General features: G+C 48.3%; 22 protein-coding genes. All 22 read left to right on the top strand.

Features of this window, described 5'->3' with window-relative positions:
• Nucleotides 1–410: 410 nt before the first annotated feature.
• The 22 genes from argC to DW694_RS07510 all read left to right on the top strand — a co-directional run bounded on the left by argC (nt 411) and on the right by DW694_RS07510 (nt 24,400).
• Nucleotides 411–1,451 (top strand): N-acetyl-gamma-glutamyl-phosphate reductase, encoded by a 1,041-nt coding sequence (argC, locus tag DW694_RS07620; RefSeq protein WP_110103318.1) that lies wholly within the window; start codon nt 411–413, stop codon nt 1,449–1,451.
• A gap of 101 nt (nt 1,452–1,552) precedes the next feature.
• On the top strand, nt 1,553–2,776 hold the full coding sequence (gene argJ, locus DW694_RS07615) for a bifunctional glutamate N-acetyltransferase/amino-acid acetyltransferase ArgJ (protein ID WP_118752793.1): 1,224 nt from the start codon (nt 1,553–1,555) through the stop codon (nt 2,774–2,776).
• Nucleotides 2,777–3,470: 694 nt separating this feature from the next.
• Entirely contained in the window at nt 3,471–4,367 is an 897-nt protein-coding gene (gene argB / locus DW694_RS07610) for an acetylglutamate kinase (protein ID WP_022426393.1), read from the top strand.
• Nucleotides 4,354–5,544 carry an aspartate aminotransferase family protein gene (locus DW694_RS07605; RefSeq protein ID WP_022426394.1) on the top strand — a complete coding sequence of 397 codons (1,191 nt, stop codon included), beginning with the start codon at nt 4,354–4,356 and terminating at the stop codon, nt 5,542–5,544. Before argB ends, DW694_RS07605 begins: the two co-directional genes overlap by 14 nt.
• A gap of 300 nt (nt 5,545–5,844) precedes the next feature.
• Entirely contained in the window at nt 5,845–7,284 is a 1,440-nt protein-coding gene (locus DW694_RS07600; protein WP_118752792.1) for a sodium:proton antiporter, read from the top strand.
• 15 nt (nt 7,285–7,299) lie between these two features.
• The gene (locus DW694_RS07595; protein ID WP_022426396.1) at nt 7,300–8,304 is read left to right on the top strand and encodes a cytidylate kinase-like family protein; all 1,005 of its coding nucleotides are present in this window, start codon (nt 7,300–7,302) and stop codon (nt 8,302–8,304) included.
• 301 nt (nt 8,305–8,605) lie between these two features.
• Nucleotides 8,606–8,818 (top strand): FeoA family protein, encoded by a 213-nt coding sequence (locus tag DW694_RS07590; protein WP_015525999.1) that lies wholly within the window; start codon nt 8,606–8,608, stop codon nt 8,816–8,818.
• A gap of 103 nt (nt 8,819–8,921) precedes the next feature.
• Entirely contained in the window at nt 8,922–9,140 is a 219-nt protein-coding gene (locus DW694_RS07585) for a ferrous iron transport protein A (RefSeq protein WP_015525998.1), read from the top strand.
• A gap of 58 nt (nt 9,141–9,198) precedes the next feature.
• A complete protein-coding gene (gene feoB, locus DW694_RS07580; protein WP_110103322.1) occupies nt 9,199–11,382 on the top strand; it encodes a ferrous iron transport protein B in 2,184 nt (727 codons plus the stop codon).
• A gap of 222 nt (nt 11,383–11,604) precedes the next feature.
• Nucleotides 11,605–11,802, top strand: coding sequence for a FeoB-associated Cys-rich membrane protein (locus tag DW694_RS07575; protein WP_092070282.1), 198 nt, complete (start codon nt 11,605–11,607; stop codon nt 11,800–11,802).
• Between the two features lie 18 nt (nt 11,803–11,820).
• On the top strand, nt 11,821–12,177 hold the full coding sequence (locus DW694_RS07570; RefSeq protein ID WP_021651583.1) for a heavy metal-associated domain-containing protein: 357 nt from the start codon (nt 11,821–11,823) through the stop codon (nt 12,175–12,177).
• A 471-nt stretch (nt 12,178–12,648) separates the two neighbouring features.
• Nucleotides 12,649–13,422, top strand: coding sequence for a nitrogenase iron protein NifH (locus DW694_RS07560; RefSeq protein ID WP_021651581.1), 774 nt, complete (start codon nt 12,649–12,651; stop codon nt 13,420–13,422).
• Nucleotides 13,419–14,723 (top strand): nitrogenase component 1, encoded by a 1,305-nt coding sequence (locus DW694_RS07555; protein ID WP_118752791.1) that lies wholly within the window; start codon nt 13,419–13,421, stop codon nt 14,721–14,723. Before DW694_RS07560 ends, DW694_RS07555 begins: the two co-directional genes overlap by 4 nt.
• On the top strand, nt 14,720–15,757 hold the full coding sequence (locus DW694_RS07550) for a nitrogenase component 1 (protein ID WP_118752790.1): 1,038 nt from the start codon (nt 14,720–14,722) through the stop codon (nt 15,755–15,757). The genes DW694_RS07555 and DW694_RS07550 overlap by 4 nt, the downstream gene beginning before the upstream one ends.
• A 78-nt stretch (nt 15,758–15,835) precedes the next feature.
• Nucleotides 15,836–18,208, top strand: coding sequence for a carbamoyltransferase HypF (hypF, locus tag DW694_RS07545; protein ID WP_118752821.1), 2,373 nt, complete (start codon nt 15,836–15,838; stop codon nt 18,206–18,208).
• A gap of 90 nt (nt 18,209–18,298) precedes the next feature.
• On the top strand, nt 18,299–18,508 hold the full coding sequence (locus DW694_RS07540; RefSeq protein ID WP_022426401.1) for a HypC/HybG/HupF family hydrogenase formation chaperone: 210 nt from the start codon (nt 18,299–18,301) through the stop codon (nt 18,506–18,508).
• On the top strand, nt 18,508–19,551 hold the full coding sequence (hypD, locus tag DW694_RS07535; protein ID WP_110103326.1) for a hydrogenase formation protein HypD: 1,044 nt from the start codon (nt 18,508–18,510) through the stop codon (nt 19,549–19,551). Before DW694_RS07540 ends, hypD begins: the two co-directional genes overlap by 1 nt.
• Before the next feature lie 130 nt (nt 19,552–19,681).
• Nucleotides 19,682–20,689, top strand: coding sequence for a hydrogenase expression/formation protein HypE (hypE, locus tag DW694_RS07530; protein ID WP_118752789.1), 1,008 nt, complete (start codon nt 19,682–19,684; stop codon nt 20,687–20,689).
• Between the two features lie 27 nt (nt 20,690–20,716).
• Complete coding sequence (locus DW694_RS07525) at nt 20,717–20,986, top strand: TM1266 family iron-only hydrogenase system putative regulator (RefSeq protein WP_021651574.1); 270 nt, start codon at nt 20,717–20,719, stop codon at nt 20,984–20,986.
• Complete coding sequence (locus DW694_RS07520) at nt 20,983–21,750, top strand: nitrogenase iron protein NifH (RefSeq protein ID WP_022426403.1); 768 nt, start codon at nt 20,983–20,985, stop codon at nt 21,748–21,750. The genes DW694_RS07525 and DW694_RS07520 overlap by 4 nt, the downstream gene beginning before the upstream one ends.
• Nucleotides 21,744–23,087 carry a nitrogenase component 1 gene (locus DW694_RS07515; RefSeq protein ID WP_118752788.1) on the top strand — a complete coding sequence of 448 codons (1,344 nt, stop codon included), beginning with the start codon at nt 21,744–21,746 and terminating at the stop codon, nt 23,085–23,087. The genes DW694_RS07520 and DW694_RS07515 overlap by 7 nt, the downstream gene beginning before the upstream one ends.
• Entirely contained in the window at nt 23,084–24,400 is a 1,317-nt protein-coding gene (locus tag DW694_RS07510; RefSeq protein WP_118752787.1) for a nitrogenase component 1, read from the top strand. Before DW694_RS07515 ends, DW694_RS07510 begins: the two co-directional genes overlap by 4 nt.
• Nucleotides 24,401–24,442 lie beyond the last annotated feature (42 nt).

Genomic DNA, 24,442 nt, shown 5'->3' with positions numbered 1-24,442 from the left:
ATAAATATTCATGTACAACAAAACAAAATTTTCGGCTGTCCTGTCGACATGGCTTAATATACACCAGATTTTATAAATATGCAAGAGATAATTTGAAAAATATGAAAAAAATTTTGCATAAAAATACATCTAAAAGTAGGCGATATTATAAGAAAATACAGGAAAAACAGAAAAGACCGTGAAAAATCAAAGAAAATGACTATTGCATAATATGCAGAGAAGATGTATAATCTATCCATTGATAAGATGGACATATGAGCTGGCAGTACAGACAGGTTTAAGATGTCCGTCTGACCTGTGCAGAAGGTTCAGATATCAGAAGACATAAAAAAGAGGCATAAATAAGAATAGCAAGCGCTTCTGCAGGGTGTATTAAGCCGTAGGAAAATGGCAGAGGAGGAATGTGAAAGATGATTAAAGCAGGAATTATCGGTGCGACAGGATACGCAGGAAATGAGATCGTAAGACTTCTTCTTGGACACAAGGACGTTGAGATCAAATGGTTCGGCTCCCGAAGCTACATAGATCAGCAGTATGCAGATATTTATCAGAACTTTTTCAGGCTGGTGGATGCCAAATGTATGGATGACAACATGGCTGCACTTGCAGATGAGGTGGATGTGATCTTTACCGCAACACCACAGGGCCTTTGTGCATCCCTTATTAATGAAGAAATCCTTTCCAAATGTAAGGTGATCGACTTAAGCGCAGATTTCCGTATTAAAGATGTAAAAAAATATGAGAAGTGGTATGGGATCGAGCACAAGGCTCCGCAGTTTATCGAGGAAGCTGTTTATGGTCTCTGCGAGATCAACCGTGAGGATATTAAAAAGGCAAGGCTGATCGCCAACCCGGGATGTTATCCGACATGCTCCACACTGTCTATTTATCCGCTGTTAAAGGAAGGCCTCATTGATCCGAATACCATTATCATTGATGCCAAGTCCGGAACCTCCGGAGCAGGAAGAGGAGCCAAGGTTCCGAATCTCTACTGTGAGGTAAACGAGAGCATCAAAGCTTACGGTGTTGCCACACACAGACATACACCGGAGATCGAGGATCAGCTTGGATATGCATGCGGACAGGAAGTGATGATCAACTTTACCCCGCATCTTGTTCCGATGAACCGTGGAATCCTGGTAACAGCATATGCCTCCCTGACCAAGGATGTTACCTACGAGGAAGTAAAAGCAGCCTATGACAAATATTATAAAGACGAGTTCTTTGTACGTGTCCTGAACAAGGATGTATGCCCGCAGACAAGAAATGTAGAAGGCAGCAATTTTGTGGACGTGAACTTCAAGATCGATCCGAGAACAAAGAGAGTCATCATGATGGGCGCTATCGACAACCTGGTAAAGGGTGCAGCAGGACAGGCTGTTCAGAACATGAACCTGATGTTTGGATTTGACGAGAACGAAGGACTGAAACAGATTCCGATGTGTCCGTAAAACAGGCAGATCACAAATAAAATATGGGAGATGCCGAAGGACTTTAAACGAATGAACGGCGATATTCGATCTGGCATCACCATTGAGAGGAGATATATAATATGAAGATCATCGACGGCGGCGTTACAGCCGCAAAAGGTTTTAAGGCAGCGTCAACTGCAGCAGAGATCAAATATAAAGGCCGTACCGATATGGCCATGGTATTCAGTGAGGTTCCCTGTGTGGCTGCAGGAACCTTCACGACCAATGTGGTAAAAGCAGCTCCTGTAAGATGGGATCAGGACATTGTATATAATCACCCGGGTGCAAGAGCTGTGATCTGCAACAGCGGAATCGCCAACGCATGTACCGGCGAGGAAGGATTCGGCTATTGCAGGGAAACAGCCAAGGCAGCATCCGAAAGCCTTGGGATTCCGGAAGACAGCGTACTGGTAGCATCCACAGGTGTCATCGGAATGCAGCTTCCCATCGACCGTATCGCAAACGGAGTAAAAGCCATGGCACCGAAGCTTGCGGGAAGCCGCGAGGCAGGCCTTGAGGCAGCAAAAGCCATCATGACAACAGATACCGAGAAGAAAGAGGCAGCGGTAGAGATCGAGATCGGTGGAAAAACCGTAACGGTAGGCGGTATGTGCAAGGGCTCCGGAATGATCCACCCCAACATGTGCACGATGCTTGGATTTATCACCAGTGATGTGGATATCTCAAAGGAACTTCTTCAGGAAGCACTCAGCGAGGATATCAAGGACACCTACAACATGGTATCCGTTGACGGCGATACCTCCACAAACGATACTGTCCTCCTCCTTGCAAACGGACAGGCCGGCAATACGAAGATCACAGAGAAAAACGCAGATTATGAAGAGTTCAAAAAGGCTCTTAACTACGTAAACACAACCCTTGCCAAAAAGATCGCAGGTGACGGAGAAGGCGCAACTGCACTCTTCGAGGTCAAGGTCATCGGCGCAGCCACCAAGGCAGAAGCCGTAACCTTAAGTAAATCCGTAGTAACCTCTTCCTTAACAAAGGCAGCCATTTACGGCCACGACGCAAACTGGGGAAGAATCCTCTGCGCCCTCGGCTACTCCGGCGTCCAGTTCGATCCGGAAAAGGTAGATCTCTACTTTGAGAGCAAAGCAGGAAAGATCAAGATCATTGAAAATGGAGTTTCTACAGGCTACAGCGAAGAGGAAGCAACTAAGATCCTCTCAGAAGAGGCAGTGACAGCCATCGCGGATATGAAGATGGGAGATGCATCCGCAACTGCGTGGGGATGCGACCTCACCTATGATTACATAAAGATCAATGCGGATTATCGTTCTTGATGTAAGAGCTTTGTAGAATGTTTTTTGTGTTGGATTTTGGTTGCGATTTTGTTTCAGTTTGTAAGCTGAGAAAACCCTTAGGGGGAGCGAGCTCAAAGTTGCGAAGCCCGCACGCTCCCCCTAAGAACCCCCTCCGTTGGGCACGCTTGGCTGTGGCATGTAGAACTTCAGTCGACGAAGACTGGGTGACGAACGTGAGAACCCGCAGTGCGGGAGCCCGGAAGTTGAGGCGTGTTGAGGTGTAGTTGACGAAGACTGAGTGACGAACGTGAGAACCCGCAGTGCGGGAACCTGGAAGTTGAGGCGTGTTGAACTTCAGTCGATGAAAACTGAGTGACGAACGTGAGAACCCTCAGAGCGGGAGCCTGGAAGTTATGTCGGGTTAAACGTCAGTCGCCGAAGGCAGACTGACGAGCTGTTCGCCTTCGGCGAAAGCGCGTCGGAAGCGGCTGTCTGCGACAGCCTGTCCGCAGCAGGCGCTTTGCCCGCAACGCGGGCAACAGCCCGTTCCCCGTGGCCGGAGGGGAGGAGCGCGAGGAGGGGAAACGGCCTTCGGAACTCCGAGTGCCTCCCCTCCTCGCAAATCCACAGCTGTCAGCTGAGACAAAATTATAATAAAAAAGAAATCCCTCCAACATACAACAACAAAACCTTTTTCAATCCATATCATTTTTCAAAAAAAGGAGACACCCACATGGTAAATCAGAAATATCTTGACAAAGCAGAGGTTCTCATAGAAGCCCTGCCATACATCCAGCGGTTCAACCGCAAGATCGTAGTCATCAAATACGGCGGAAGCGCCATGCTTGATGAAGAATTAAAGCGTAACGTCATCAAGGACGCAGTCCTTCTGAAATTAGTCGGTTTCAAACCGATCATTGTTCACGGCGGCGGCAAGGAAATCAGCCGCTGGGTCGGTAAAGTCGGCATGGAGCCGCATTTTGTAAACGGTCTCCGTGTAACGGACAAAGACACTATGGAGATCGCAGAGATGGTTCTTGCAAAAGTAAACAAGGAGCTTGTTACTCTGGTAGAATCTCTCGGCGTACAGGCTGTAGGTGTCAGCGGTAAGGACGGCGGTCTTCTCCAGTGCAAAAAGAAGCTTTCCAAAGGCGAAGACATCGGCTACGTAGGTGAGGTTACAAAGGTTAATCCGAAGATCCTTCATGACCTTCTGGAAAGAGATTTCCTTCCGATCGTATTCCCGATCGGCTTTGACGAAAATTTTGATTCCTACAATATCAATGCGGACGATGCAGCCTGCGCCATTGCAGAGGCAGTTGAGGCAGAGAAGCTTGCCTTCCTGTCCGATATTGAGGGCGTTTACAGGGATGCAGATGATCCCTCCACTCTGATCTCCGAGCTTCGTGTAGATGAGGCTGAGAATCTGATCTCAGATGGTACTGTGGGCGGCGGTATGATCCCGAAGCTGAAAAACTGTATCGATGCTATCGAGCATGGTGTAAACAGAGTTCATATCCTGGATGGAAGGATCCCGCACAGCTTACTGCTTGAGATCTTTACAAACAAAGGTATTGGTACTGCAATTTTAAAAGATGATGGGGAGAAATATTACAATGAGCATGAATGAACAGATGGAAGAATCTGAAGCCAGTATTCTTCATACATATAACCGTTTTCCGGTAGTTTTTGAAAAAGGCGAGGGTTGTTACCTCTATGATTCCGAAGGAAAGGAATATCTGGATTTTGCGGCAGGTATCGCAGTAAATGCCCTGGGCTATCATTATCCGGGCTATGACGAAGCACTGAAATCCCAGATCGACAAGCTGATGCATATTTCCAACCTGTACTACAATGAGCCGATCATTGAGGCGGGTGCCAAACTTGTACAGGCAAGCCATATGGAAAAGGCCTTCTTCACAAACAGTGGTACAGAGGCCATTGAGGGTGCTCTGAAGGCTGCCAAGAAATATGCCTACGAAAGAGATGGCCATGCAGACCATGAGATCATTGCCATGAACCATTCCTTCCACGGCCGCAGCATCGGCGCTCTTTCCGTGACAGGCAATGCACATTACAGAGAACCCTTTGAGCCTCTGATGGGTGGGGTGAAATTTGCAGATTTCAATGATCTTGAGAGTGTAAAGGCTCAGATCACAGATAAGACCTGTGCCATCATCACCGAGACCGTACAGGGAGAAGGAGGTATTTATCCGGCTACAAAAGAGTTCCTGGAAGGCTTACGTAAGCTTTGTGATGAGAAGGATATCATCCTGATCCTGGACGAGATCCAGTGCGGTATGGGACGTACCGGACATTATTTTGCATGGCAGGCATATGGAGTACAGCCGGATATCATGACCTGTGCCAAAGCACTTGGCTGTGGAGTTCCGGTAGGTGCTTTTGTGCTGAACAAAAAAGCAGCTGCAGCTTCCCTGAAGCCAGGCGACCACGGAACCACTTACGGTGGAAATCCCTTCGTATGTGCAGCAGTCAGCAAGGTATTTGACATTTTTGAAAAAGATCAGATCCTTTCCCATGTGCAGGGACTTACTCCGTATTTTGAGGAGAAGCTGGACGAACTGGTTGCAAAGCATGACTGTGCAGAAACAAGAAGAGGCAAAGGTTTCATGCAGGGTATCGTGATCAAGGGGCGTCCGGTAGGAGACGTGGTGAAAAAAGCTCTTGCAAAGGGCCTTCTGGTGATCTCAGCAGGAAGTGATGTTCTCCGCCTTGTTCCTCCTCTTGTGATCACAAAAGAGGATATCGACAAGATGGCAGAGATCCTTGACGAGTGTATGGAATAATAAAAAAATAACAGATACAAAAGCAGCAGTATTTTCCGGAAAGGGTAGTGTGCCGATGGAGAATACGGCTGCTTTTTTGTCAGAGAGAAAATGTATATAAATTATATAACAGATATAGAAAACAGTATCCGAAAATCTGGTCGTGTGTTTGAAAACAAACAAAAACTGCTATGATACACCGACAAAATGCACAAAAAAGAGAGAGGGTTCGAGTATAAATTGCACATCTACACAGTTGATTTTAGAACGCCATATGTTATAATTTCACTGGTAAAAAAATTTATGTGAGGGGTGAGAATTTTGAAAAAATTATTAACCGTCATGTGTACTTTTCTGACAGTATTTCTGGCATGTCCTGTGGGTGTATGGGCAGCCGGAAACGGTGGGACAGGATCTGGTGTGCCGGTGTGGCTTTGTATCCCTTTTGCGGGCCTTCTTCTGTGTGTTGCAGTGATGCCGCTGGTAAAGGGTGAGTGGTGGGAGTCACATCAGCCCGTTGTGGTTGCATTCTGGATCGTTCTTATGATCATTCCGTTTGCAGTTGTTTACGGTGCCGGAAAAACTGCGGAAACAGTACTTGAGTGCGTGATCAATGACTATCTTACATTTATCATCCTGTTATTCGGACTGTTCTGTGTATCCGGTAACATTACAGTTGAGGGTGATTTTGCGGGTTCGCCAAGAGTAAATGTAGGACTTCTTGCACTGGGAACCCTGCTTTCCAGCTGTATCGGAACTACCGGAGCCAGCATGCTGATGGTCCGTCCGGTGATCAAAATGAATTCCTGGAGAAAGAGAAAGGGTCATATCATGATCTTTTTCATCTTTATGGTATCCAACATGGGTGGCTGCCTGACACCGATCGGTGATCCGCCGCTTCTGATGGGCTTCATGCGAGGAGTTCCGTTCTTCTGGAGCCTGCATCTTTTTCCGGTACTGATCTTTAATATGGTGATTCTTCTGTTTGTGTTCTATCATCTGGATATGCGCTCTTACAAGAAGGATATCGCAGAGGGACGTAAACCGGATATCAGCAAACCGGGTACCGAGTTTAAGATCGAGGGTCTTCATAATATCATCTTCCTTGTGATGATCGTTGTGGGTGTTATCTTAAGCGGAATGCTTCCAGGTATGCCTGTATTCCAGGATGCAGCCGGAAATGTAAAGGGGATTCATATTTTCGGTGAGGTTACTTTAAGCTTCCCGTCGATCATTGAGATCGTCCTGATCCTGGCAGCTGCATTTCTGTCCTTTAAAACAACGGATAAAAGGATCCGTGTGCGGAACCATTTTACCTGGGGTGCGATCAAGGAGGTTGCAGTACTTTTCATCGGTATTTTTATCACCATGCAGCCGGCCCTGATGCTTCTGAAAGCAGTAGGACCGAATCTCGGTATCACCGAGCCGTACCAGATGTTCTGGGCGACCGGAGCTTTGTCCAGCTTCCTGGATAATACACCGACCTATCTGGTATTTCTGACAACAGCGGGAACTCTCGGATTTACAAACGGAATCGCAACAACGCTGGGAACGGTTCCCGTAAAGCTTCTTTCTGCGATTTCCTGCGGTGCTGTATTTATGGGCGCCAATACATATATCGGCAATGCTCCGAACTTTATGGTCAAGACACTTTCTGACGAAAATGGTATCAACATGCCGTCCTTCTTCGGATATATGGCATGGTCCATTTGTTTCCTGGTACCGGTGTTCATCATCGATATGCTGGTATTCTTTTTATAAGGGAGGAGGATCAATATGCAGGATAATAACATTCGAGAGAAATGCAGAGAGCTTGCCACCAGACTTTATGAACTGGATGGCGAGGTTTATGAAAGCGTAGGATCTTCCCTTGGACGTACCTTCACCGGTGACAGAGAAGGCACTATCCGGAACTTAAGTGCTCTGATGTATACCAAACCGGACGGACATCTTCTTCGAAGCGAGATGGCACTGATCAGCAACATGGCCAGGACCATCAAGGATAAAGAAGAAAAAAGCCGTCTCATGAAGAAATATGATGAGATCTTTCAGGAGATCCTGACGCTGCCAGAGACTTTTGTTGCTACGGATATCATGGATAAGGAACGTGTGGCACTGAATCATATGATCAAGCGGAGGGAAAAAATCTCTGAGAATGACCATCTGGTCATCTGCATCAGTCGTACACAGGGAAGTGCCGGTAATGATATCGGTTTCGGACTGGCAGACAAGCTTCGGATCAACTATTATGATGTGGAGATCTTTGATCAGGTATTAAGGCGTCTTGAGGCGGAAAAGGGCGCGGTCAACGATGCGGAATATTTTGCGGATTTCAATAAATATGAGAAGAAGCATAAATTTGATCCCAAGGGCTGGTTCCGGGAATTCAACCGTTACCATGGTCTTCCGAAACAGGATGCGGTATTCTTTAACATGAGTGACCTGATCTGCGATCTGGCCTCAAAAGAGGACTGCATCATTATGGGAAGGTGTGCGGATGCGATCCTCAAGAACAATCACATTCCGCATATCAGTCTGTTTATCACAGCTCCTTTTGCTATCCGTGTGCAGCATGTTATGGATGTAAGGAAGATGAATATGAAGCAGGCAGTCCGTTTCCTGAAGAAGATGGACAGCCAGCACAGACGGTATTACAATTTTTACGGCGGAGCTCAGTGGGGCAAGCCGGATAACTACGATCTTTGTATCAACAGTGCAAGCTACGGAATCAATGAAACGGAGAATCTGATCCTGAAGCTTTTGAATGATCAGATCCACTAAGAGATAAAAATATGAGCAGCACGGAAGAAAGAAAAAGTTCCGGAAGGGGTTTTTAGCTTAACAGGCTGCAAACAGAAAAAGAATCAGAACAGAGTTCCTGCATTCTGAGGTAACCTTCTGCCAGACAGAAATACCTCAGAATGCAGGAACTTTTTTTATATTTTGTTTATAAAAACTTAATCTTGATTAACTTTTTTCATTTAGGGGATTGACATTCGAAAAAACTTAGTATAAACTAACCTATGAGTTAGGTATAACTAATTAGACTGAGTTAATTAATAGAAAGAAACGGAGGGATTCCATGCAGCCGATTTTATTTTTACAGTCAGGTGATACTGGCACGATCAAGCGTATTTCCGGAGCGGAGGATACAAGAAGATTTCTTGCAGGCCTTGGTTTTGTTGAGAATGCGGAAGTGACAGTTATTTCTCAGTTTGACGGCAATCTGATCGTAAATGTCAAGGATTCCAGAGTAGCAGTCAATAAGGAAATGGCCAGACACATTATGGTGTGACCGGACTGCGAGGCAGTGACCGGTAGTGAATTTGCCCCAAACTGCGGAAGGTGCAGTTGAGGATAGATTAGGAATTGGAATATGAACAGGGAGGAAAAGAGAAATGACTTTACGTGATGCAGCAGTAGGTTCTACAGTAGTTGTTTCCAAGATCACCGGCGACCCGGCTTACAAGCGTCGTATCATGGATATGGGAATCACAAAAGGCAGCGAGGTTTATATCCGAAAGGTAGCTCCTCTTGGAGATCCGGTTGAGATCACCATCAGAGGTTATGAGCTTTCCTTGCGTAAGCATGACGCAGCATGTGTGGAAGTAAAGTAAATAAGCTTCGAAAAATGACAGAGCGTCAGGCTCTGACCTGAAAAAAGGAGGATGCAAAATGTCTGTAACAATAGCTCTTGCCGGAAACCCGAACTGTGGTAAGACTACAATGTTCAATGCTCTTACAGGCGCAAACCAGTACGTTGGTAACTGGCCAGGTGTTACTGTAGAGAAAAAAGAGGGCAAGCTGAAAAACCAGAAGGATGTAACGGTAACAGACCTTCCGGGTATCTATTCACTTTCCCCGTATACACTTGAGGAGGTTGTCAGCCGTGATTACCTTCTGAAAGAGAAACCGGATGTGATCATCGATCTTGTGGATGCAACAAACATCGAGAGAAACCTGTATCTTGCAACTCAGCTTCTTGAAATCGGTATCCCGGTTGTTATCGCTCTTAATATGGTGGATCTTCTGAAAAAGAACAACATCCATATCAATGTAAAAGGCTTAAGCTCCGCGCTTGGATGCCCGATCGTTGAGACCTCTGCTCTTAAAGGAACAGGCCTTAAAGAGGTTGTTGATGAGGCAATCAAATGTGCGAACCAGCACAGAGTACCATCTAAGCAGATGGAATTTCCGAAAGCAGTAGAAAAAGCTGTAAATGAGATCGAGGGATTTGTTCCTGCAAACATCGCTGAGGAGAACAAGAGATGGTATGCAGTAAAGCTTCTTGAGAGAGACAGCAAGGTAAAAGAAGGTCTGAACCTTCCGGCTTCTGCACAGTCCAGGATCGAGGAGATTGCTTCTGGCCTTGAGAAGGCAGAGGATGATGATACAGAGAGTATCGTAACGGATGGAAGATATCAGTACATCCAGAAGGTTGTTTCTGCAAACGTTAAGAGAAGCGGAAATAAGATGACAGTTTCCGATAAGATCGACCGTATCGTAACAAACCGTGTTCTCGGTCTTCCGATCTTTATCCTTACCATGTTCATCGTTTATTATGTATCGGTAACAACAGTTGGTACCATGGTAACAGACTGGACAAACGACAGCTTTGTGGGAACCATCCAGGGTGTTGTATCGGATGGACTCGGCAATGCCGGCGTTGCGGACTGGCTGGTAAGCCTTGTATCAGATGGTATCATCGGTGGTCTTGGTGCAGTGCTTGGATTCGTTCCGCAGATGGCAATCCTGTTCCTGTTCCTTTCCATCCTTGAGGATTGCGGTTACATGGTTCGTATCGCATTCGTCATGGACCGTGTATTCCGTCATTTCGGACTTTCCGGAAAGAGCTTTATCCCGCTTCTTATCTCCTCCGGCTGTGGAATCCCTGGAATCATGGCTTCCAAAACGATCGAGGCAGATAATGACCGTCGTCTGACGATCATGACAGCAACATTTATTCCATGTGGTGCCAAGCTTCCTGTTATCGCTCTTATGGGTGGTATCATGACAGCTTATGTAACCGGTGACTACGTAGCTGCTGGTTTCATCACACCACTGATGTACTTTATCGGTGTTGTAGCAGTTCTTGTATCTGCGATCATCCTGAAGAAAACAAAACCTTTCTCCGGTAAACCTGCTCCGTTCGTAATGGAGCTTCCACAGTATCACATTCCGTCTGTAAAGACAGTTCTGCTTCATGTTTGGGAGAGACTGAAAGGCTTCATCATCAAAGCCGGTACCATTCTTTTCCTTGCAACCGTTATCATGTGGATCCTTTCCAGTATCGGAAATACAGGAAGCGGAATCGGATTTGTTGAGGACAGCAACGACAGTATCATGGCTATCCTTGGCGGTATCCTTGCTCCGATCTTTGCTCCTCTTGGATTTGGCAAATGGCAGCCGGTTGCAGCCTCCATCTCCGGATTCTCCGCAAAAGAGTCCATCGTAAGTACAATGGGTGTTCTTGCAAACGTAGCTGGTGATGATGCAGAGGATACCATGATCGTTGGTGCAGCAATCAAAGCATGGTTCCCGACAGCAGTAGCAGCATTTTCTTTCCTGCTGTTCAACCTGCTTGATTCTCCGTGCCTTGCAGCTATTTCTACAATGGCACATGAGATGCAGTCCAGAAAATGGTTCTGGTTTGCAATTCTCTTCCAGAACATTTTTGCTTATGTTGTAACACTTTGTGTATACCAGATCGGTCTTGTTGTCACAGGTGCCGGTTCCTTCGGAATTGGAACGATCGTAGCGCTGATTCTTGCAGCGATCCTGCTCTTCCTTCTGTTCAGACCAGATCCGTACAAGAACCAGAACGATGTTACAAAGAGATCTGTACAGGCAGCAGAGTAATTGAAAACCGGTCATACAGTAACGATCCGGTACATATGATAGCTTTGAAATGATGCTGTAAGAACAGCTGAAATGATAAGAAATGCAGGAGACCGGGGATGTAAATACCTGGTCTTCTGTGCTATAATAAGCCTGAAGAAATATGGAAGTTTTTTTACAAAAGTATTCATCAGAGGCTGGCAGCAGTTCATAGGCTGTACAGCGAAAGAAAGGGTGACAGATATGAGTATGATAGCGGATATTATTGTACTGGCACTGGTGATCGCATATGGCGTATTTGTGATCAGTTATCTCTATTCAAGAAAGAAACAGGGGCTCAGCTGTGTCGGCTGTGCCGGTAACACACGTACAGGAGGCTGTGGCGGCAGCTGCTCCGGTCATTGTTCCGGCTGCTCCGGCTGCAGTGGAATGCATAAGTAACCAGGAGGGAAAGAAATCATGGCAAATGCAATTGTTGTCATCGTTGTTATCATCATTATGCTGTTTGCCGGAAAAGGCGCATATAAACATCTGAAGGGCGAAGGCGCCTGCTGCGGAGGCGGCAGCAAGCCGGAGATTCCGAAGAAGAAGCTGGATGGAACCAAGCTGGGTGAGAAAACCATGAAGATCACAGGCATGCACTGTGAGAACTGTGTGGCCAGCGTCACAAGAGCGATCAACCGCATTGACGGTGCGGCAGCAAAAGTAAGCCTGAAAAAAGGTGAGGCAGTGGTTTCCTATGACAGAGAGATCTCCAACGAAGAGCTTAAGAAGGTAGTGGAAGACAGAGGATATCACGTAGTTTCTATCCAGTAAAGCTTTATCATAAGAATAACTTTGCCGCGGCTTCTGAGCCGGCAGATCAGAGAAGAGACTTCTCGGCGAAATGCTTAAAAATATTTCGCCTGGGGGTCTTTTTTTGTATAAAAAGTCAGAGTTGCAATTGACTCACTAATGTACACCATTGTATAATAAAAACAGAAAAATTCAGACGGAATGAAAGATTTTCTTTCTATCCGGATGAGGCATTAAAACAAAATACAGCAGGAAACAGACTTTGACGGCAAGGAATATCCGAGCAGGAATCGTTGTTCATCCGGCACAGCTTAACCGAATCAACTGCGAAGCCAGTTATTCGGTTATGAACAAGCAGCAAATGCGGATCGCGAATATCCGCCTGACTATGTTTTGTGAGCGGAATACGGGACTCTTTCACCTTGTGCGTGAAAGAGCTTTTTTTATGAAAAATACCTGCGGGAGCGGACAGAATGAATTAGGGAGGATTTTATGCTGAAGGTAGCAGTATACGGAAAGGGCGGTATCGGAAAGTCTACAGTGACGTCCAACCTGGCGGCGGCTTTTGCAGCCATGGGGAAGAGAGTGATCCAGATCGGTTGTGATCCCAAGGCGGATTCCACCATCAATCTTCTTGGGGGAGAACCTCTACGGCCGGTAATGAATTATATGCGGGAAGAGGATGAGGAGCCGGAAAAGCTGGAGGATATTTCAAAGGAGGGCTTTGGTGGAGTCCTCTGCATTGAGACCGGCGGCCCCACGCCGGGACTTGGCTGTGCAGGCAGAGGTATCATCGCAACCTTTCAGCTTCTGGAGGATCTGAAGCTTTTTGAGACCTGGAAGCCGGATGTAGTGCTTTACGATGTTCTTGGGGATGTGGTATGCGGCGGTTTTGCGGCACCGATCCGAGAGGGCTATGCGGAAAAAGTACTCATTGTTACATCCGGAGAGAAAATGGCGCTCTATGCAGCCAATAATATTTCCAGCGCTGTGCGGAATTTTGAGGATCGAAGCTATGCGAGGATCTTTGGGATCGTGCTGAATCACAGGAATGTGGAGAATGAAACGGAAAAAGTAAATGCTTTTGCAGAAAAAAACAATATCCCGATCGTGGGTGAGATCCCGAGAAGTGACGAGATCATCCGATGGGAGGATCAGGGCAAAACAGTGATCGAGGGAGACGAGAATTCTGAGATCAGTGAGAAATTTTTTGCACTGGCGAGGAAGCTACTGGAAAGTGAAGAAACGGAGAAGGAGGATATATGAAAAAGAAAGCATATTTTGCAACTGCAGAAGAACTGGCCCGGGCCGGGCTGGAAGCGATCCCTCCGCAGATGATCTCCGGGAAGCATCTGATCTACAGCTCTCCTGCAACTCTGGCATTTAACTCTCCGGGAGCGGAGGGCTTTGGCGTAAAGCGGGCCGGGCTTGCAGTGCCGGATTCCATTATGCTGATCGTGGCACCGGGATGCTGCGGAAGAAATACTTCTCTTATCAGCTCCATGCCGGAGTACAATGATCGATTTTTTTATCTGATGATGGACGAGACGGATATTGTTACAGGCCGTCACCTGAAAAAGATCCCGAAAGCGGTAAAAGAGATCTGCGACTGCTGTGAGAAGAAGCCGTCTGTGGTGATGATCTGTATCACCTGTGTGGATGCACTTCTGGGAACGGATATGGAACGTGTCTGCCGGAAGGCAGAGGAAAAGGTGGATATTCCGGTGCGTCCCTGTTACATGTACGCACTGACACGTGAGGGCAGAAAGCCGCCTATGGTCCATGTGCGCCAGTCCTTATACTCCCTCCTTGAGCCACAGAAGAAAAAGGGAAATGTGGTCAATCTTCTGGGATTTTTTTCGCCGCTGGTTGATGACTGCGAGATGTATGAGCTGCTGCAGCAGGCAGGCGTAAAGACCATCCATGAGATCTCAAGATGTAAGGATTATGAAGAATATCAGACCATGTCACAGGCCAATTTTAATCTGGTGCTTCATCCGGAAGCAAGGTTTGCAGCGGAGGATTTTCATGACCGGCTGAAGATTCCTTTTATTGAGCTTCGGAGGCTCTACCAGACAGATAAGATCGAAAATCAGTATCGTGCCTTGGGACAGGTTCTTGGAGTCTCTTTTGATCAGGAAGTGTATAAAAAAGCAGCAGAAGAGGCAGTGGAGCGATTCCGGGAGGTCTGTCCGGATGCGTCTTTTGCTGTAGGGGAGTGCATGAACGGAGATCCCTTTGAGCTGGCCCTGGCCCTGGTGCGGTATGGTTTCCGGGTGCCGGAGATCTACGGAACTATCACAGCCGAGAATTTTGTATACATACGGCATCTTGCGGAATTGAGTCCGGATACAAAGGTTTTTTCCAATATGGAACCCACCATGCTGTATTACGATCCGTCCGGGAGCGGAGTGAACCTTACCATAGGAAAGGATGCAGGATATTATCACCGGGATCAGCCAAATGCCGTGTGGAATCAGGACCGGCAGCCCTATGGCTATGCGGGGGTACGCAGGCTGTTTGAAACACTGACAGAGAAAGTTTTGCAGAAGGGAGAAAAGGTATGAGAGGACTTCGGAAATATCTGACACCCTTTGCACCGGATCAGTCCGGAGCCGTGTCAGTGCTGTATGAGCTTGGCGGGATCATCGTGATCTGTGATGCAGGAGGATGTGCGGGAAATGTCTGCGGCTTTGATGAACCAAGATGGTTTGAACAGAAAAGCGCGGTATTCAGCGCAGGACTTCGGGATATGGATGCCATCCTGGGACGGGATGACCGCCTGGTTGCCAAGCTTGTGGATGCAGCAGTAAAGGTGGAGGCAGGCTTTGCAGCCATTATCGGAACACCGGTACCGGCTGTGATCGGAACGGATCATCAGGCATTGCGGCGGATGTGCGAGAAGAAAACAGATCTTCCGGTGCTTACGGTAAATACCAACGGAATGGAGCTTTATGATGCGGGAGAGCGGAAGGCTTATCTGGAGCTTTTTAAAGCCTTTGCCCGGGAAAAGCTGCCTGTGGAGGCTGGTAAGACAGGAGTTCTCGGAATGACACCTCAGGATGTCAGTGACCTGAAAGCAGCAGACAAGATCCGTGAAAAATTCCGTGCCAGAGGACAGAGAGCAGTCTGCTACGGAATGGGAGACGGGCTTGATGAGGTAAAAAAAGCCTCCTCTGCGGAAAAAAATATCGTGGTTTCTCCTGCGGCACTGGAATGTGCCAGATATCTGGAGAAAACCTTCGGAACACCTTATGAGGTGGGATATCCTCTGGCGGAAGAGCTGGTTCCTGATATGGATTATACAGGAAAAAAGATTCTCATCGTGCAGCAGCAGGTGATGGCCGGTTCCATAAGAGAGGAGCTACGGAAACGTGGTGCGGACGGAGAGATCACCGTGGCAAGCTGGTTTTCCATGGAAAAAGATCTCCTGGAGGAGGGCGATGTGTCATTAAGGGATGAGGAAGATCACATGGAACTGGCAGAGAAGGGCGGATATGACGTGATCTTTGCAGATCCATGTATGAAGCGGATGACAAAGGCTTTTTCAGGAGTGTTTGTGGATACAGTGCATTTTGCAGTATCCGGAAAATGCAGGTAGACCATAAGGGAAGGACATAAAGTTACATGCATGCTGCAGCCGGATCAGTGGAAAAAGCTGCAGGGAATGGAGAAACATATGGAGCGGGAAATTACGAAAATGATCCGTGTTTACGGGATCGTACAGGGAGTGGGATTTCGCCCTACGGTGAGTCGTCATGCTATGGCAAGAGGAATCCGTGGCAGTGTGTCCAATAAAGGACCCTATGTGGAGATTTTTGCTCAGGGTAAGCAGCAGGATGTGGATGCCTTTATCGCAGATATCGGGAATAAGCCACCGAAGCGTGCCGTTATCCTGAAGCTTCTTGAAGAACCGGTGGAGGAGCCGGAGAAATTTACACAGTTTGATATCATCGAAAGTGAGAAGACAAAGGGGGAGATTTTTGTCTCCCCGGATATCGCAATCTGCGATGAATGTAAGGCGGAGATGTTTGATCCGGAAAACAGGCGGTATCTGCATCCCTTTATCAACTGTACCTGCTGCGGTCCCAGACTGACGATCCTGGATTCGCTTCCTTATGACCGTGAACGGACCAGTATGAAGGAATTTCCCATGTGTCCCTCCTGTGCAGATGAGTACCATAACCCGGATACCAGACGTTATGATGCCCAGCCGGTGTGCTGCAATGACTGCGGCCCGGAGGTATACCTGGCGGGAAGAGAGGAACGGGGCCGGGAGGCTATCACTTATACAAGGAAGATCATTGCTTCCGGCGGAATCGTGGCCATCAAGGGGATCGGTGGTTTTCACCTTTGCTGTGATGCTACCAGTGAGGAGGCAGTACAGCGGCTGCGGCAGCGGAAACGGCGTCCGGTGAAGCCTTTTGCAGTGATGGCACAGGATATGGAAGCTGTGAAGGAGATCTGTCAGGTCAGTGAGGAGCAGGAGAAGATCCTTACCGGGCATCAGAAGCCGATCCTGCTATTGGATAAGCTGCCGGGAGAAACGAGGCTTTGTGAGAGCATTGCACCCGGGAATCCCAAGGTGGGTGTCATGCTTCCCTATGCACCGGTTCAGCTGCTTCTTTTTCATTATGATGATGGGATCCGGATGCCCGGGCTTCTGGTAATGACCAGTGGAAATACTTCCGGGGCGCCTATCTGCAGAGATGATGAGGAGGCGGCAGAGGAGCTTTCCCATCTCTGTGACTGCATCCTTTCCCACAACAGGAAGATACGTATCCGGGCCGACGATTCGGTGATGGATTTCTATAAGGGTGAACCCTATATGATCCGCCGTTCCCGCGGGTATGCACCTCTGCCGTTTATGGTCTCCACACCCTGGAAGGGCCAGGTGATCGCAGCAGGTGGAGAACTTAAGAACACCTTCTGCATTGGTGTGGATAACCGTTTTTATCCCTCCCCTTATGTGGGAGATCTTGAGGATCTTCGAACGGTAAAAGCCCTGAAGGAGACGATTGGGCGGCTGGAAACACTTCTGGAGGTGCAGCCGGAGATAGTGGTCTGTGATCTTCACCCTAAATATAATTCCACAGTAGTGGCAGAGGAGCTTGGGCTTCCTGTTCTGAGGGTGCAGCATCATTATGCACACATTTTATCCTGCATGGCAGAAAATGACTGCAAAGAAAAGGTGATAGGGGTTTCCTTTGACGGAACAGGCTATGGAACCGATGGAACCATCTGGGGCGGAGAGATCCTGACCGCAGATTGTCAGGGATTTACAAGGTTTGGAAGTATAGAACCCTTTGTCCAGGTTGGCGGAGATATTTCTGCAAAAGAAGGCTGGCGGATCGCCGTTTCCCTGATCTGGCAGAATACGGGAGATCTGGAAAGAACCCTGAACACTGTCCGTAAACTGGGACTTTGCACAGACCAGGAAGCAAAGGTACTGGTGACTATGGCACAGCGGAAGATCAATGCCGTGACTTCCACCAGTGCAGGAAGACTTTTTGACGGAGTTAGTGCGATCCTGGGGATCCGGAGAGCGTCCACCTTTGAGGGAGAAGCGTCCACAGCACTGGAATTTGCGGCGGAGGCCTGGAGAAAGCAGCGGGAGATGCAGAAGAAAAATCCGGAAGAAAATCTGAAGATACGGATGTCAGAAAAGGAAGACATTCCGGAAGGCACAGGCATCTCAGAAGCGTCTGAAGATGAACGAAAATTTATTTTAAATACAGGTGAGATCGTTGCATATCTGGTCCGGGCAAGGCTTGCAGGAGAGGATCCCGGGAAGCTGGCTTATGGATTTCACCGGGCACTGGCAGATGAGATCCTTGCAGCCTGTGAGGAAGCAGAGCGGCAGACCGGAATCCGGAAAGTGGCATTAAGTGGCGGTGTCTTTCAGAACCGGCTGCTTCTGGAGCTGGTAGATGACGGCCTTACGGAAATGGGGTTTAAAGTTCTGAAGCACAGCCTGATCCCGCCGAATGACGGAGGGATCGCACTGGGACAGGCGGTGTATGGGATGGCTTATGTGCAGCGGCACAGATAAATATAGACGAGATCATGCAGATACGGATCATAAATGTTTTATGATAACGCATGGAGCATACAGCAGAAATGCAGGATGGGAGGCACAGATATGTGTGTAGGATTATCAGCAAAAGTAGTAAAGATCAGTGACGGAACAGCAGTGGTGGATGCAGGCGGCGCAAAGAGAGAGGTTTCCGCCCAGCTCCTGGGAGACCTGGAGCCGGGGGATTATGTGATGGTGCATGCAGGTGTTGCCATTGCAAAGATCACCGATGATGACGAGGAAGAGACAGACCAGCTGATGGAGGAACTGCTGTGATGGAAGAGAGGAAAAAAACAGCAAGAGAGATCATAGAAGGATATCAGGGGCCGCCGGTGCGGATCATGGAGGTCTGCGGAACACATACCCACGAGATCTTCCGTCTGGGGATCCGCAAGCTTCTGCCGCCGCAGGTGGAGCTGATCTCAGGACCGGGATGTCCGGTCTGTGTAACACCGGTAGGGTTTATTGACGAGGCCGTTTATCTTGCTCTGAAAAAACAGGTGACGATCTGCACATTCGGTGATCTTGTCCGCGTACCGGGAACAAAGAAAAGCCTTGCAGATGCCAGGGCAGAAGGCGCCAGGATACGGATCGTCTATTCACCGGCAGATGCGGAAAAATATGCGAAAGAGCATCCAAAAGAGCAGGTGGTATTTCTTTCCGTTGGCTTTGAGACCACCACGCCTGCCGGCTGTCTTTCCGTGAAAAAGGCCGGAGAGGACGGACTTTCCAATTATTCGCTCCTTGTGGCAAACAAGACCATGCCCCAGGCTTATCAGGCATTAAAGGGCAGTGCGGATGTGTTCCTTTATCCTGGACATGTCAATGCGATCACAGGAACTGCGCTCTGCGAGCAGCTGGCAGAGGAAGGCATCAGTGGTGTGGTGGCAGGCTTTACAGCGAAGGAGCTGCTTACGGCACTGGCTGTTGCACTGGTACGTTTTCAGGAAGGAAAACCGTTCTTTGTGAATTGCTATCCCCGTGTGGTAAAAAGTGAGGGAAGCCCGGAGGCACAGAAGCTAATCGAAGAACTGATGGAGCCCTGTGATTCCGAATGGCGCGGTTTGGGTGTGATCCCGGGGTCCGGCCTGGTGCTCCGGAAGGAGTGGGAAGCCTTTGATGCCAGAAAAAAATATGCAGTGCCGCCGATCCAGGGCAGACCAAATCCGGCCTGTCGCTGTGGGGATGTGCTTCAGGGGAAATGCAAACCATCAGATTGTAAGGTATTCGGAAAGGTCTGTACCCCGCAGCATCCGGTAGGTGCCTGTATGGTATCCAATGAAGGAGCGTGTTCCGCATATTTTATGTACGGAAACTGATGTCCGCTTTAATGGACTGCGAAATATGATACATTACATATAGTACAAACGAAGGATCGTATCCGGAAGATCTGACAGGATGAAACCGATATGAAATTCCTTTGACCCAGCATAGAAAGAAGATAATATTATGGAAAATAAAACAGTGACCATGGCACACGGTGCCGGAGGCCGTCAGACCTCAGAACTGATCGATGAAGTATTCAAAGCGCATTTTGCAAATCCGGATCTCACAGCCGATGATGCGGCCGTGCTGGTTCCGCCTGCAGGAAAAATGGCAGTATCCACCGATGGATTTATTGTTTCTCCGGCATTTTTTCCGGGGGGAAATATCGGCAAGCTTTCCATCTGCGGAACCGTTAATGACCTTGCCTGTATGGGAGCAAAACCGATGTATCTTACCTGCGCTTTTGTCATTGAGGAGGGTTTTCCCATGGAGAAGCTGGAGGAGATTGCCGCAGCCATGGAAAAAACAGCAAAAGAAGCCGGAGTGCGTATTGTTTCCGGAGATACTAAGGTGGCAGGAAAAGGTCAGGTTGATGGTGTGTTTATCACAACAACCGGAATGGGTGAGATCCAGGAGGGCGTTCAGGTAGGCGGTGAGCTGGCAAAACCGGGAGATGCCATTATTGTAACCGGTGATGTGGGAAGACATGGATGCACCATTCTTCTGGCAAGAGAGGATTTCGGCATTGACGCAGATGTGACAAGTGACTGCGCACCGCTGTGGGAAGCTGTAAAAGAAGTGCTGGATGCCACCCATAACATTCATGTGATCCGTGACGCCACAAGAGGTGGTGTCGGAACGGTTCTTTACGAGATCGCAGGACAGAGTAACGTAGGGATCCGCCTGGATGCAGCAGCTGTTCCGGTAGCTCCGGAGGTAAAGGGTGTCTGCGGCATGCTTGGCCTGGAGCCGCTTTATCTGGCATGTGAGGGACGCATGGTGATCATGGCACCAAAGGAAGAGGCAGGAAGGATCGTGGAAGCATTGCGTAAATGTCCTTATTCCAGGGACGCAGCCATTATCGGTGAAGTTACGGAAGACCAGCCGGGAAAGGTTGTCATGATTACGGAGATCGGAACGCAGGCACTTCTTCCGCAGCCGGGAGGAGAGCTTCTGCCGAGGATCTGCTGATAATACCGGAAAGGAGAGTCAGATCTTATGGAGACAAGAGTGGCATTGATCTCGATCATTGTGGAAAACAATGACGTGATCGATGATATCAACCGTTTTCTTCATGAAGCGGGAAAATATATTATCGGGAGAATGGGGATCCCTTACCGGGAAAAAGGCATCAATATCATCAGTATTGCCATTGACGCACCACAGGATGTGATCAGCTCCTTATCCGGAAAGATCGGCCACCTCAGTGGAGTTTCCGCCAAAACGGCATATTCCAATGTGATCACAAAAGCGGAGGACAGAAAATGATAAAAGTTGCGGTATACGGAAAGGGCGGCATCGGAAAATCTACTACGGTTTCCAATGTGGCAGCTGCCCTTGCGGAAAAGGGAATGAAAGTGATGCAGATCGGCTGTGATCCCAAGGCAGATTCCACGATCCTTCTCAGGCATGGAAAAAAAGTTCCCACTGTGCTGGAGTTGTATAACGAAAAACGCCAGGAGCTGAAGCTTACGGATATGGTGCAGATCGGATATGGGGGTGTAGTCTGTGTGGAAGCCGGCGGTCCTGCACCTGGGCTTGGATGTGCGGGAAGAGGTATCATTACTGCTCTCGAGAAGCTTAAGGAAAACGGAGCCTATGAGACCTATAAACCGGACATTGTTTTTTATGACGTACTGGGAGATGTTGTCTGCGGTGGATTTTCCATGCCCATGCGAAAGGGGTATGCAGATAAGGTATTTATCATCACCTCAGGAGAAAACATGGCCATCCATGCAGGGGCAAATATTGCCATGGCAGTGGATAATTTCAGAAACAGAGGATATGCATCTCTTGGCGGCGTGATCCTGAACCGGCGGAACGTGCCGGGAGAGGAAGAAAAAGTCCGGGAGCTGGCAGAGGATTTTCATACGCGGGTAGTGGGAACGCTTTCCAGAAGTGAACTGGTCCTGGAAGCAGAGAATCGAGGAAAAACTCTTCTGGAAGCCTATCCGGATTGTGAGATGGCAGAGGAGTACCGGACACTGGCCGAGCAGATCCTGAGTGCATGCAGGGAGGAAGGCTCATGTTAAAAAGAGTTGGTAACAGAGAGCTTTCGGGAAAAACAGAAATATTTATAAAGGAAGCCTCTTTTCCGGTTCCCTTTCAGTCGGGGCTGGAATTTAATTCACCAGTCCATGGAAACTGGAATATCGTACATACGGGAATGCTGGTTCCGGAAGCAAGGCAGATCTACGTCTGTGCGGATAACTGCATGCGTGGCGTTGTGCTGACTGCCGCAGAGATGAATGCGGCAGACCGTTTTTCCTTTGTGATCGTGGAGGAAAAGGATCTTCTGGGCGGAAATCTGGAGGATGTGACCATTGAAGGAGTGACGGATATTCTGAACCGGCTGGATGAGAAGCCAAAGGCAGTACTGCTTTTTACCGTGTGTCTTCATCATTTTCTGGGAAGTGATCTGGACCGCATCTACGGAGAACTGGAAGAAAGATTTCCGGAGATCTTTTTTATGCGATGCTTTATGGATCCTGTCATGCAGAAAACAGGTCCGACTCCGGATCAGAAGCTGCGCCGTGCCATGTATGATGCAGTACCGGAGAGGAAAGCAGATCCGGAATGTGTCACAGTCCTGGGCAGTGATTTTGTGCTGGATGAGAGTGCAGATATCTGCCGGATCCTGAAAAAGAACGGAATCCGTCTCCGGGAAGCACCGGCCTGTAAGACCTGGGAGGATTATCAGAGCCTGGGAGAGGGAAGCCTGATCCTTAACTGTTATCCGGCAGGAAAATTCGGAGTACAGCAGCAGGCGGAGAGACTTGGAAGGCCGTTTTTATACCTGCCCGGAAGCTTTGACTATGAGGAGATAGAGACGCAGGAAAAGTATTTGCTGGAGCTGCTGGATCAGCAAAGTGGCGGTAAAAATGGCCTGGATATCGAAACGGAGATCCGAAAATGCGAGGAAGCTCTTTTCCATGCACACCAGATCATCGGTGACACTCCCGTAGCTGTGGATTATCTTTTTCATCCAAGACCTCTGGGACTTGCAAAGCTTCTCCTTACGCATGGATTTCAGGTACAGTCCGTTTTTCTGGACAGTATCAGCCCGGAAGAAAAAGAAGTATTTTTCTGGCTGAAGGAGAATTACCCGGAACTCATGTTGATTTCGACTGTCCGCCCGGAGATGAGAGTGCGGCCACGGCAGCATTCCGAAAAAATCCTTGCCGTCGGACAAAAAGCAGCCTGGTTTACCGGAAGTCGGAATTTTGTCAATATGGTACAGGGTGGCGGGCTTTGGGGCTTTGACGGGATTAGACGTACTGCACAGCTGATGCTGGAGGCATTTAATGAGGAAAAAGCTCCGGAGGATCTGATCGTTCGAAAGGGATGGGGGTGCGAAAGCTGCATATGAGACAGGCATATCGGATCATACCGATCTACACGGCAGACGTGTCCGGCGTCTGCTCTGCATTGTATGAGCTTGGAGGAATGACAGTGATGCATGATCCCTCCGGCTGTAATTCTACCTATAATACCCATGATGAGATCCGGTGGTACGATCAGGACAGTCTGATCTTTATCTCAGGTCTTACGGATATCGATGCCATTATGGGAAATGATGAGAAATTTCTTCAAGATATCGAAGAGGCGGCAAAGGAGCTGAAACCGAAATTTATTGCACTTGCAAGCTCTCCGATCCCTTTTATGAATGGAACGGATTTTCCGGGACTGGCCCGTGCACTTACGGCAAGAATCGGAATCCCGGCATTTTCGGTTCCGACCAGCGGCATGCATGACTATGTATACGGAGCAGGGCTGGCGCTGGCAGAGATCGCCGGACATTTTACAGGAGCTGCAGAGAAAACCGGAAGGTGTTCAGAAGCACCCACAGGATCTGCTGAAAGATCTACAGAGAAGAGAAACCGGAAATTAAATATTCTTGGAGCAACCCCCCTTGATCTTGGCCCGCAGTCTGCAGTAGATGCCATGAAAAAACGTCTGAAAAACTATGGCTGGGAGATACTTTCCACCTGGGCTATGGGGGATACGCTGGAAGCTTTGTCCTGTGCCGATGAAGCAGCGGTAAACCTTGTGGTATCCTCTGTGGGAATCCCGGCGGCCAATGTGCTGAAAGAAAAATTCGGTACGCCATTTCTCGTGGGGACTCCTGTGGAAGGCTATGAGGGGCAGATTTCAGATGCACTTGAGCGGATCGCGGATAGATCCTGTGGAGAGTGGGTAAATAAGAAGGATGACTCCACAGAGGAAAGCGGAGGGCAGATCTTAGGGAAACAGGAGGAACTGTGGAAAGTAACTCCGGAGCAGGTAATCTATTTTCAGGGAAGGAACAGTCTGTCAGCAGTATCTGATCCTTCAGGAGAAAGCAGGGAAATGCCCGACAAAGATGAGGTATTTTTTTCCGTACCGGACATTACCATCATCGGAGAACCGGTTACCATGGGCTCCCTGGCAGCAGTCATAGAGCAGAAATACGGAAAAAAGGTTCAGCTACTCTGTCCGCTGGAGATCACAGAGGGACTTTTGCGCAAGGGAGATGAAGTCATCTGTGGCGAGGAAGCCATGGAAGAAAAGCTGAAAACAGCCAGGATCATTGTGGCAGACCCACTCTATCGTCCGATCTGTCCGAAAACAGCCATTTTTTATGAGATGCCGCATATTGCGTTTTCCGGAAGGATATATCTCAGAAAATATTTTCCGGAATAATTTCAGAAAAACAACATAAACTATAAGAAACCGTAAAGGCGT

Origin of the sequence: Ruminococcus sp. AM26-12LB (assembly GCF_003480785.1) — a bacterium.
Classification (GTDB): domain Bacteria; phylum Bacillota; class Clostridia; order Lachnospirales; family Lachnospiraceae; genus Blautia_A; species Blautia_A fusiformis.
This window is presented reverse-complemented; position numbering and strand designations above follow the sequence as displayed.

Excerpts from the sequence above, each read along its gene's own strand:
- argJ (WP_118752793.1), top strand. The coding sequence starts at position 1,553 with ATGAAGATCATCGACGGCGGCGTTACAGCCGCAAAAGGTTTTAAGGCA.
- DW694_RS07525 (WP_021651574.1), top strand. The coding sequence starts at position 20,717 with ATGGAGACAAGAGTGGCATTGATCTCGATCATTGTGGAAAACAATGAC.
- hypD (WP_110103326.1), top strand. The coding sequence starts at position 18,508 with ATGGAAGAGAGGAAAAAAACAGCAAGAGAGATCATAGAAGGATATCAG.
- DW694_RS07575 (WP_092070282.1), top strand. The coding sequence starts at position 11,605 with ATGAGTATGATAGCGGATATTATTGTACTGGCACTGGTGATCGCATAT.
- DW694_RS07595 (WP_022426396.1), top strand. The coding sequence starts at position 7,300 with ATGCAGGATAATAACATTCGAGAGAAATGCAGAGAGCTTGCCACCAGA.
- DW694_RS07510 (WP_118752787.1), top strand. The coding sequence starts at position 23,084 with ATGAGACAGGCATATCGGATCATACCGATCTACACGGCAGACGTGTCC.
- argB (WP_022426393.1), top strand. The coding sequence starts at position 3,471 with ATGGTAAATCAGAAATATCTTGACAAAGCAGAGGTTCTCATAGAAGCC.
- argC (WP_110103318.1), top strand. The coding sequence starts at position 411 with ATGATTAAAGCAGGAATTATCGGTGCGACAGGATACGCAGGAAATGAG.
- DW694_RS07550 (WP_118752790.1), top strand. The coding sequence starts at position 14,720 with ATGAGAGGACTTCGGAAATATCTGACACCCTTTGCACCGGATCAGTCC.
- DW694_RS07585 (WP_015525998.1), top strand. The coding sequence starts at position 8,922 with ATGACTTTACGTGATGCAGCAGTAGGTTCTACAGTAGTTGTTTCCAAG.
- DW694_RS07515 (WP_118752788.1), top strand. The coding sequence starts at position 21,744 with ATGTTAAAAAGAGTTGGTAACAGAGAGCTTTCGGGAAAAACAGAAATA.
- DW694_RS07555 (WP_118752791.1), top strand. The coding sequence starts at position 13,419 with ATGAAAAAGAAAGCATATTTTGCAACTGCAGAAGAACTGGCCCGGGCC.
- DW694_RS07590 (WP_015525999.1), top strand. The coding sequence starts at position 8,606 with ATGCAGCCGATTTTATTTTTACAGTCAGGTGATACTGGCACGATCAAG.
- DW694_RS07560 (WP_021651581.1), top strand. The coding sequence starts at position 12,649 with ATGCTGAAGGTAGCAGTATACGGAAAGGGCGGTATCGGAAAGTCTACA.
- feoB (WP_110103322.1), top strand. The coding sequence starts at position 9,199 with ATGTCTGTAACAATAGCTCTTGCCGGAAACCCGAACTGTGGTAAGACT.
- DW694_RS07570 (WP_021651583.1), top strand. The coding sequence starts at position 11,821 with ATGGCAAATGCAATTGTTGTCATCGTTGTTATCATCATTATGCTGTTT.
- hypF (WP_118752821.1), top strand. The coding sequence starts at position 15,836 with ATGGAGCGGGAAATTACGAAAATGATCCGTGTTTACGGGATCGTACAG.
- DW694_RS07540 (WP_022426401.1), top strand. The coding sequence starts at position 18,299 with ATGTGTGTAGGATTATCAGCAAAAGTAGTAAAGATCAGTGACGGAACA.
- DW694_RS07605 (WP_022426394.1), top strand. The coding sequence starts at position 4,354 with ATGAGCATGAATGAACAGATGGAAGAATCTGAAGCCAGTATTCTTCAT.
- hypE (WP_118752789.1), top strand. The coding sequence starts at position 19,682 with ATGGAAAATAAAACAGTGACCATGGCACACGGTGCCGGAGGCCGTCAG.
- DW694_RS07520 (WP_022426403.1), top strand. The coding sequence starts at position 20,983 with ATGATAAAAGTTGCGGTATACGGAAAGGGCGGCATCGGAAAATCTACT.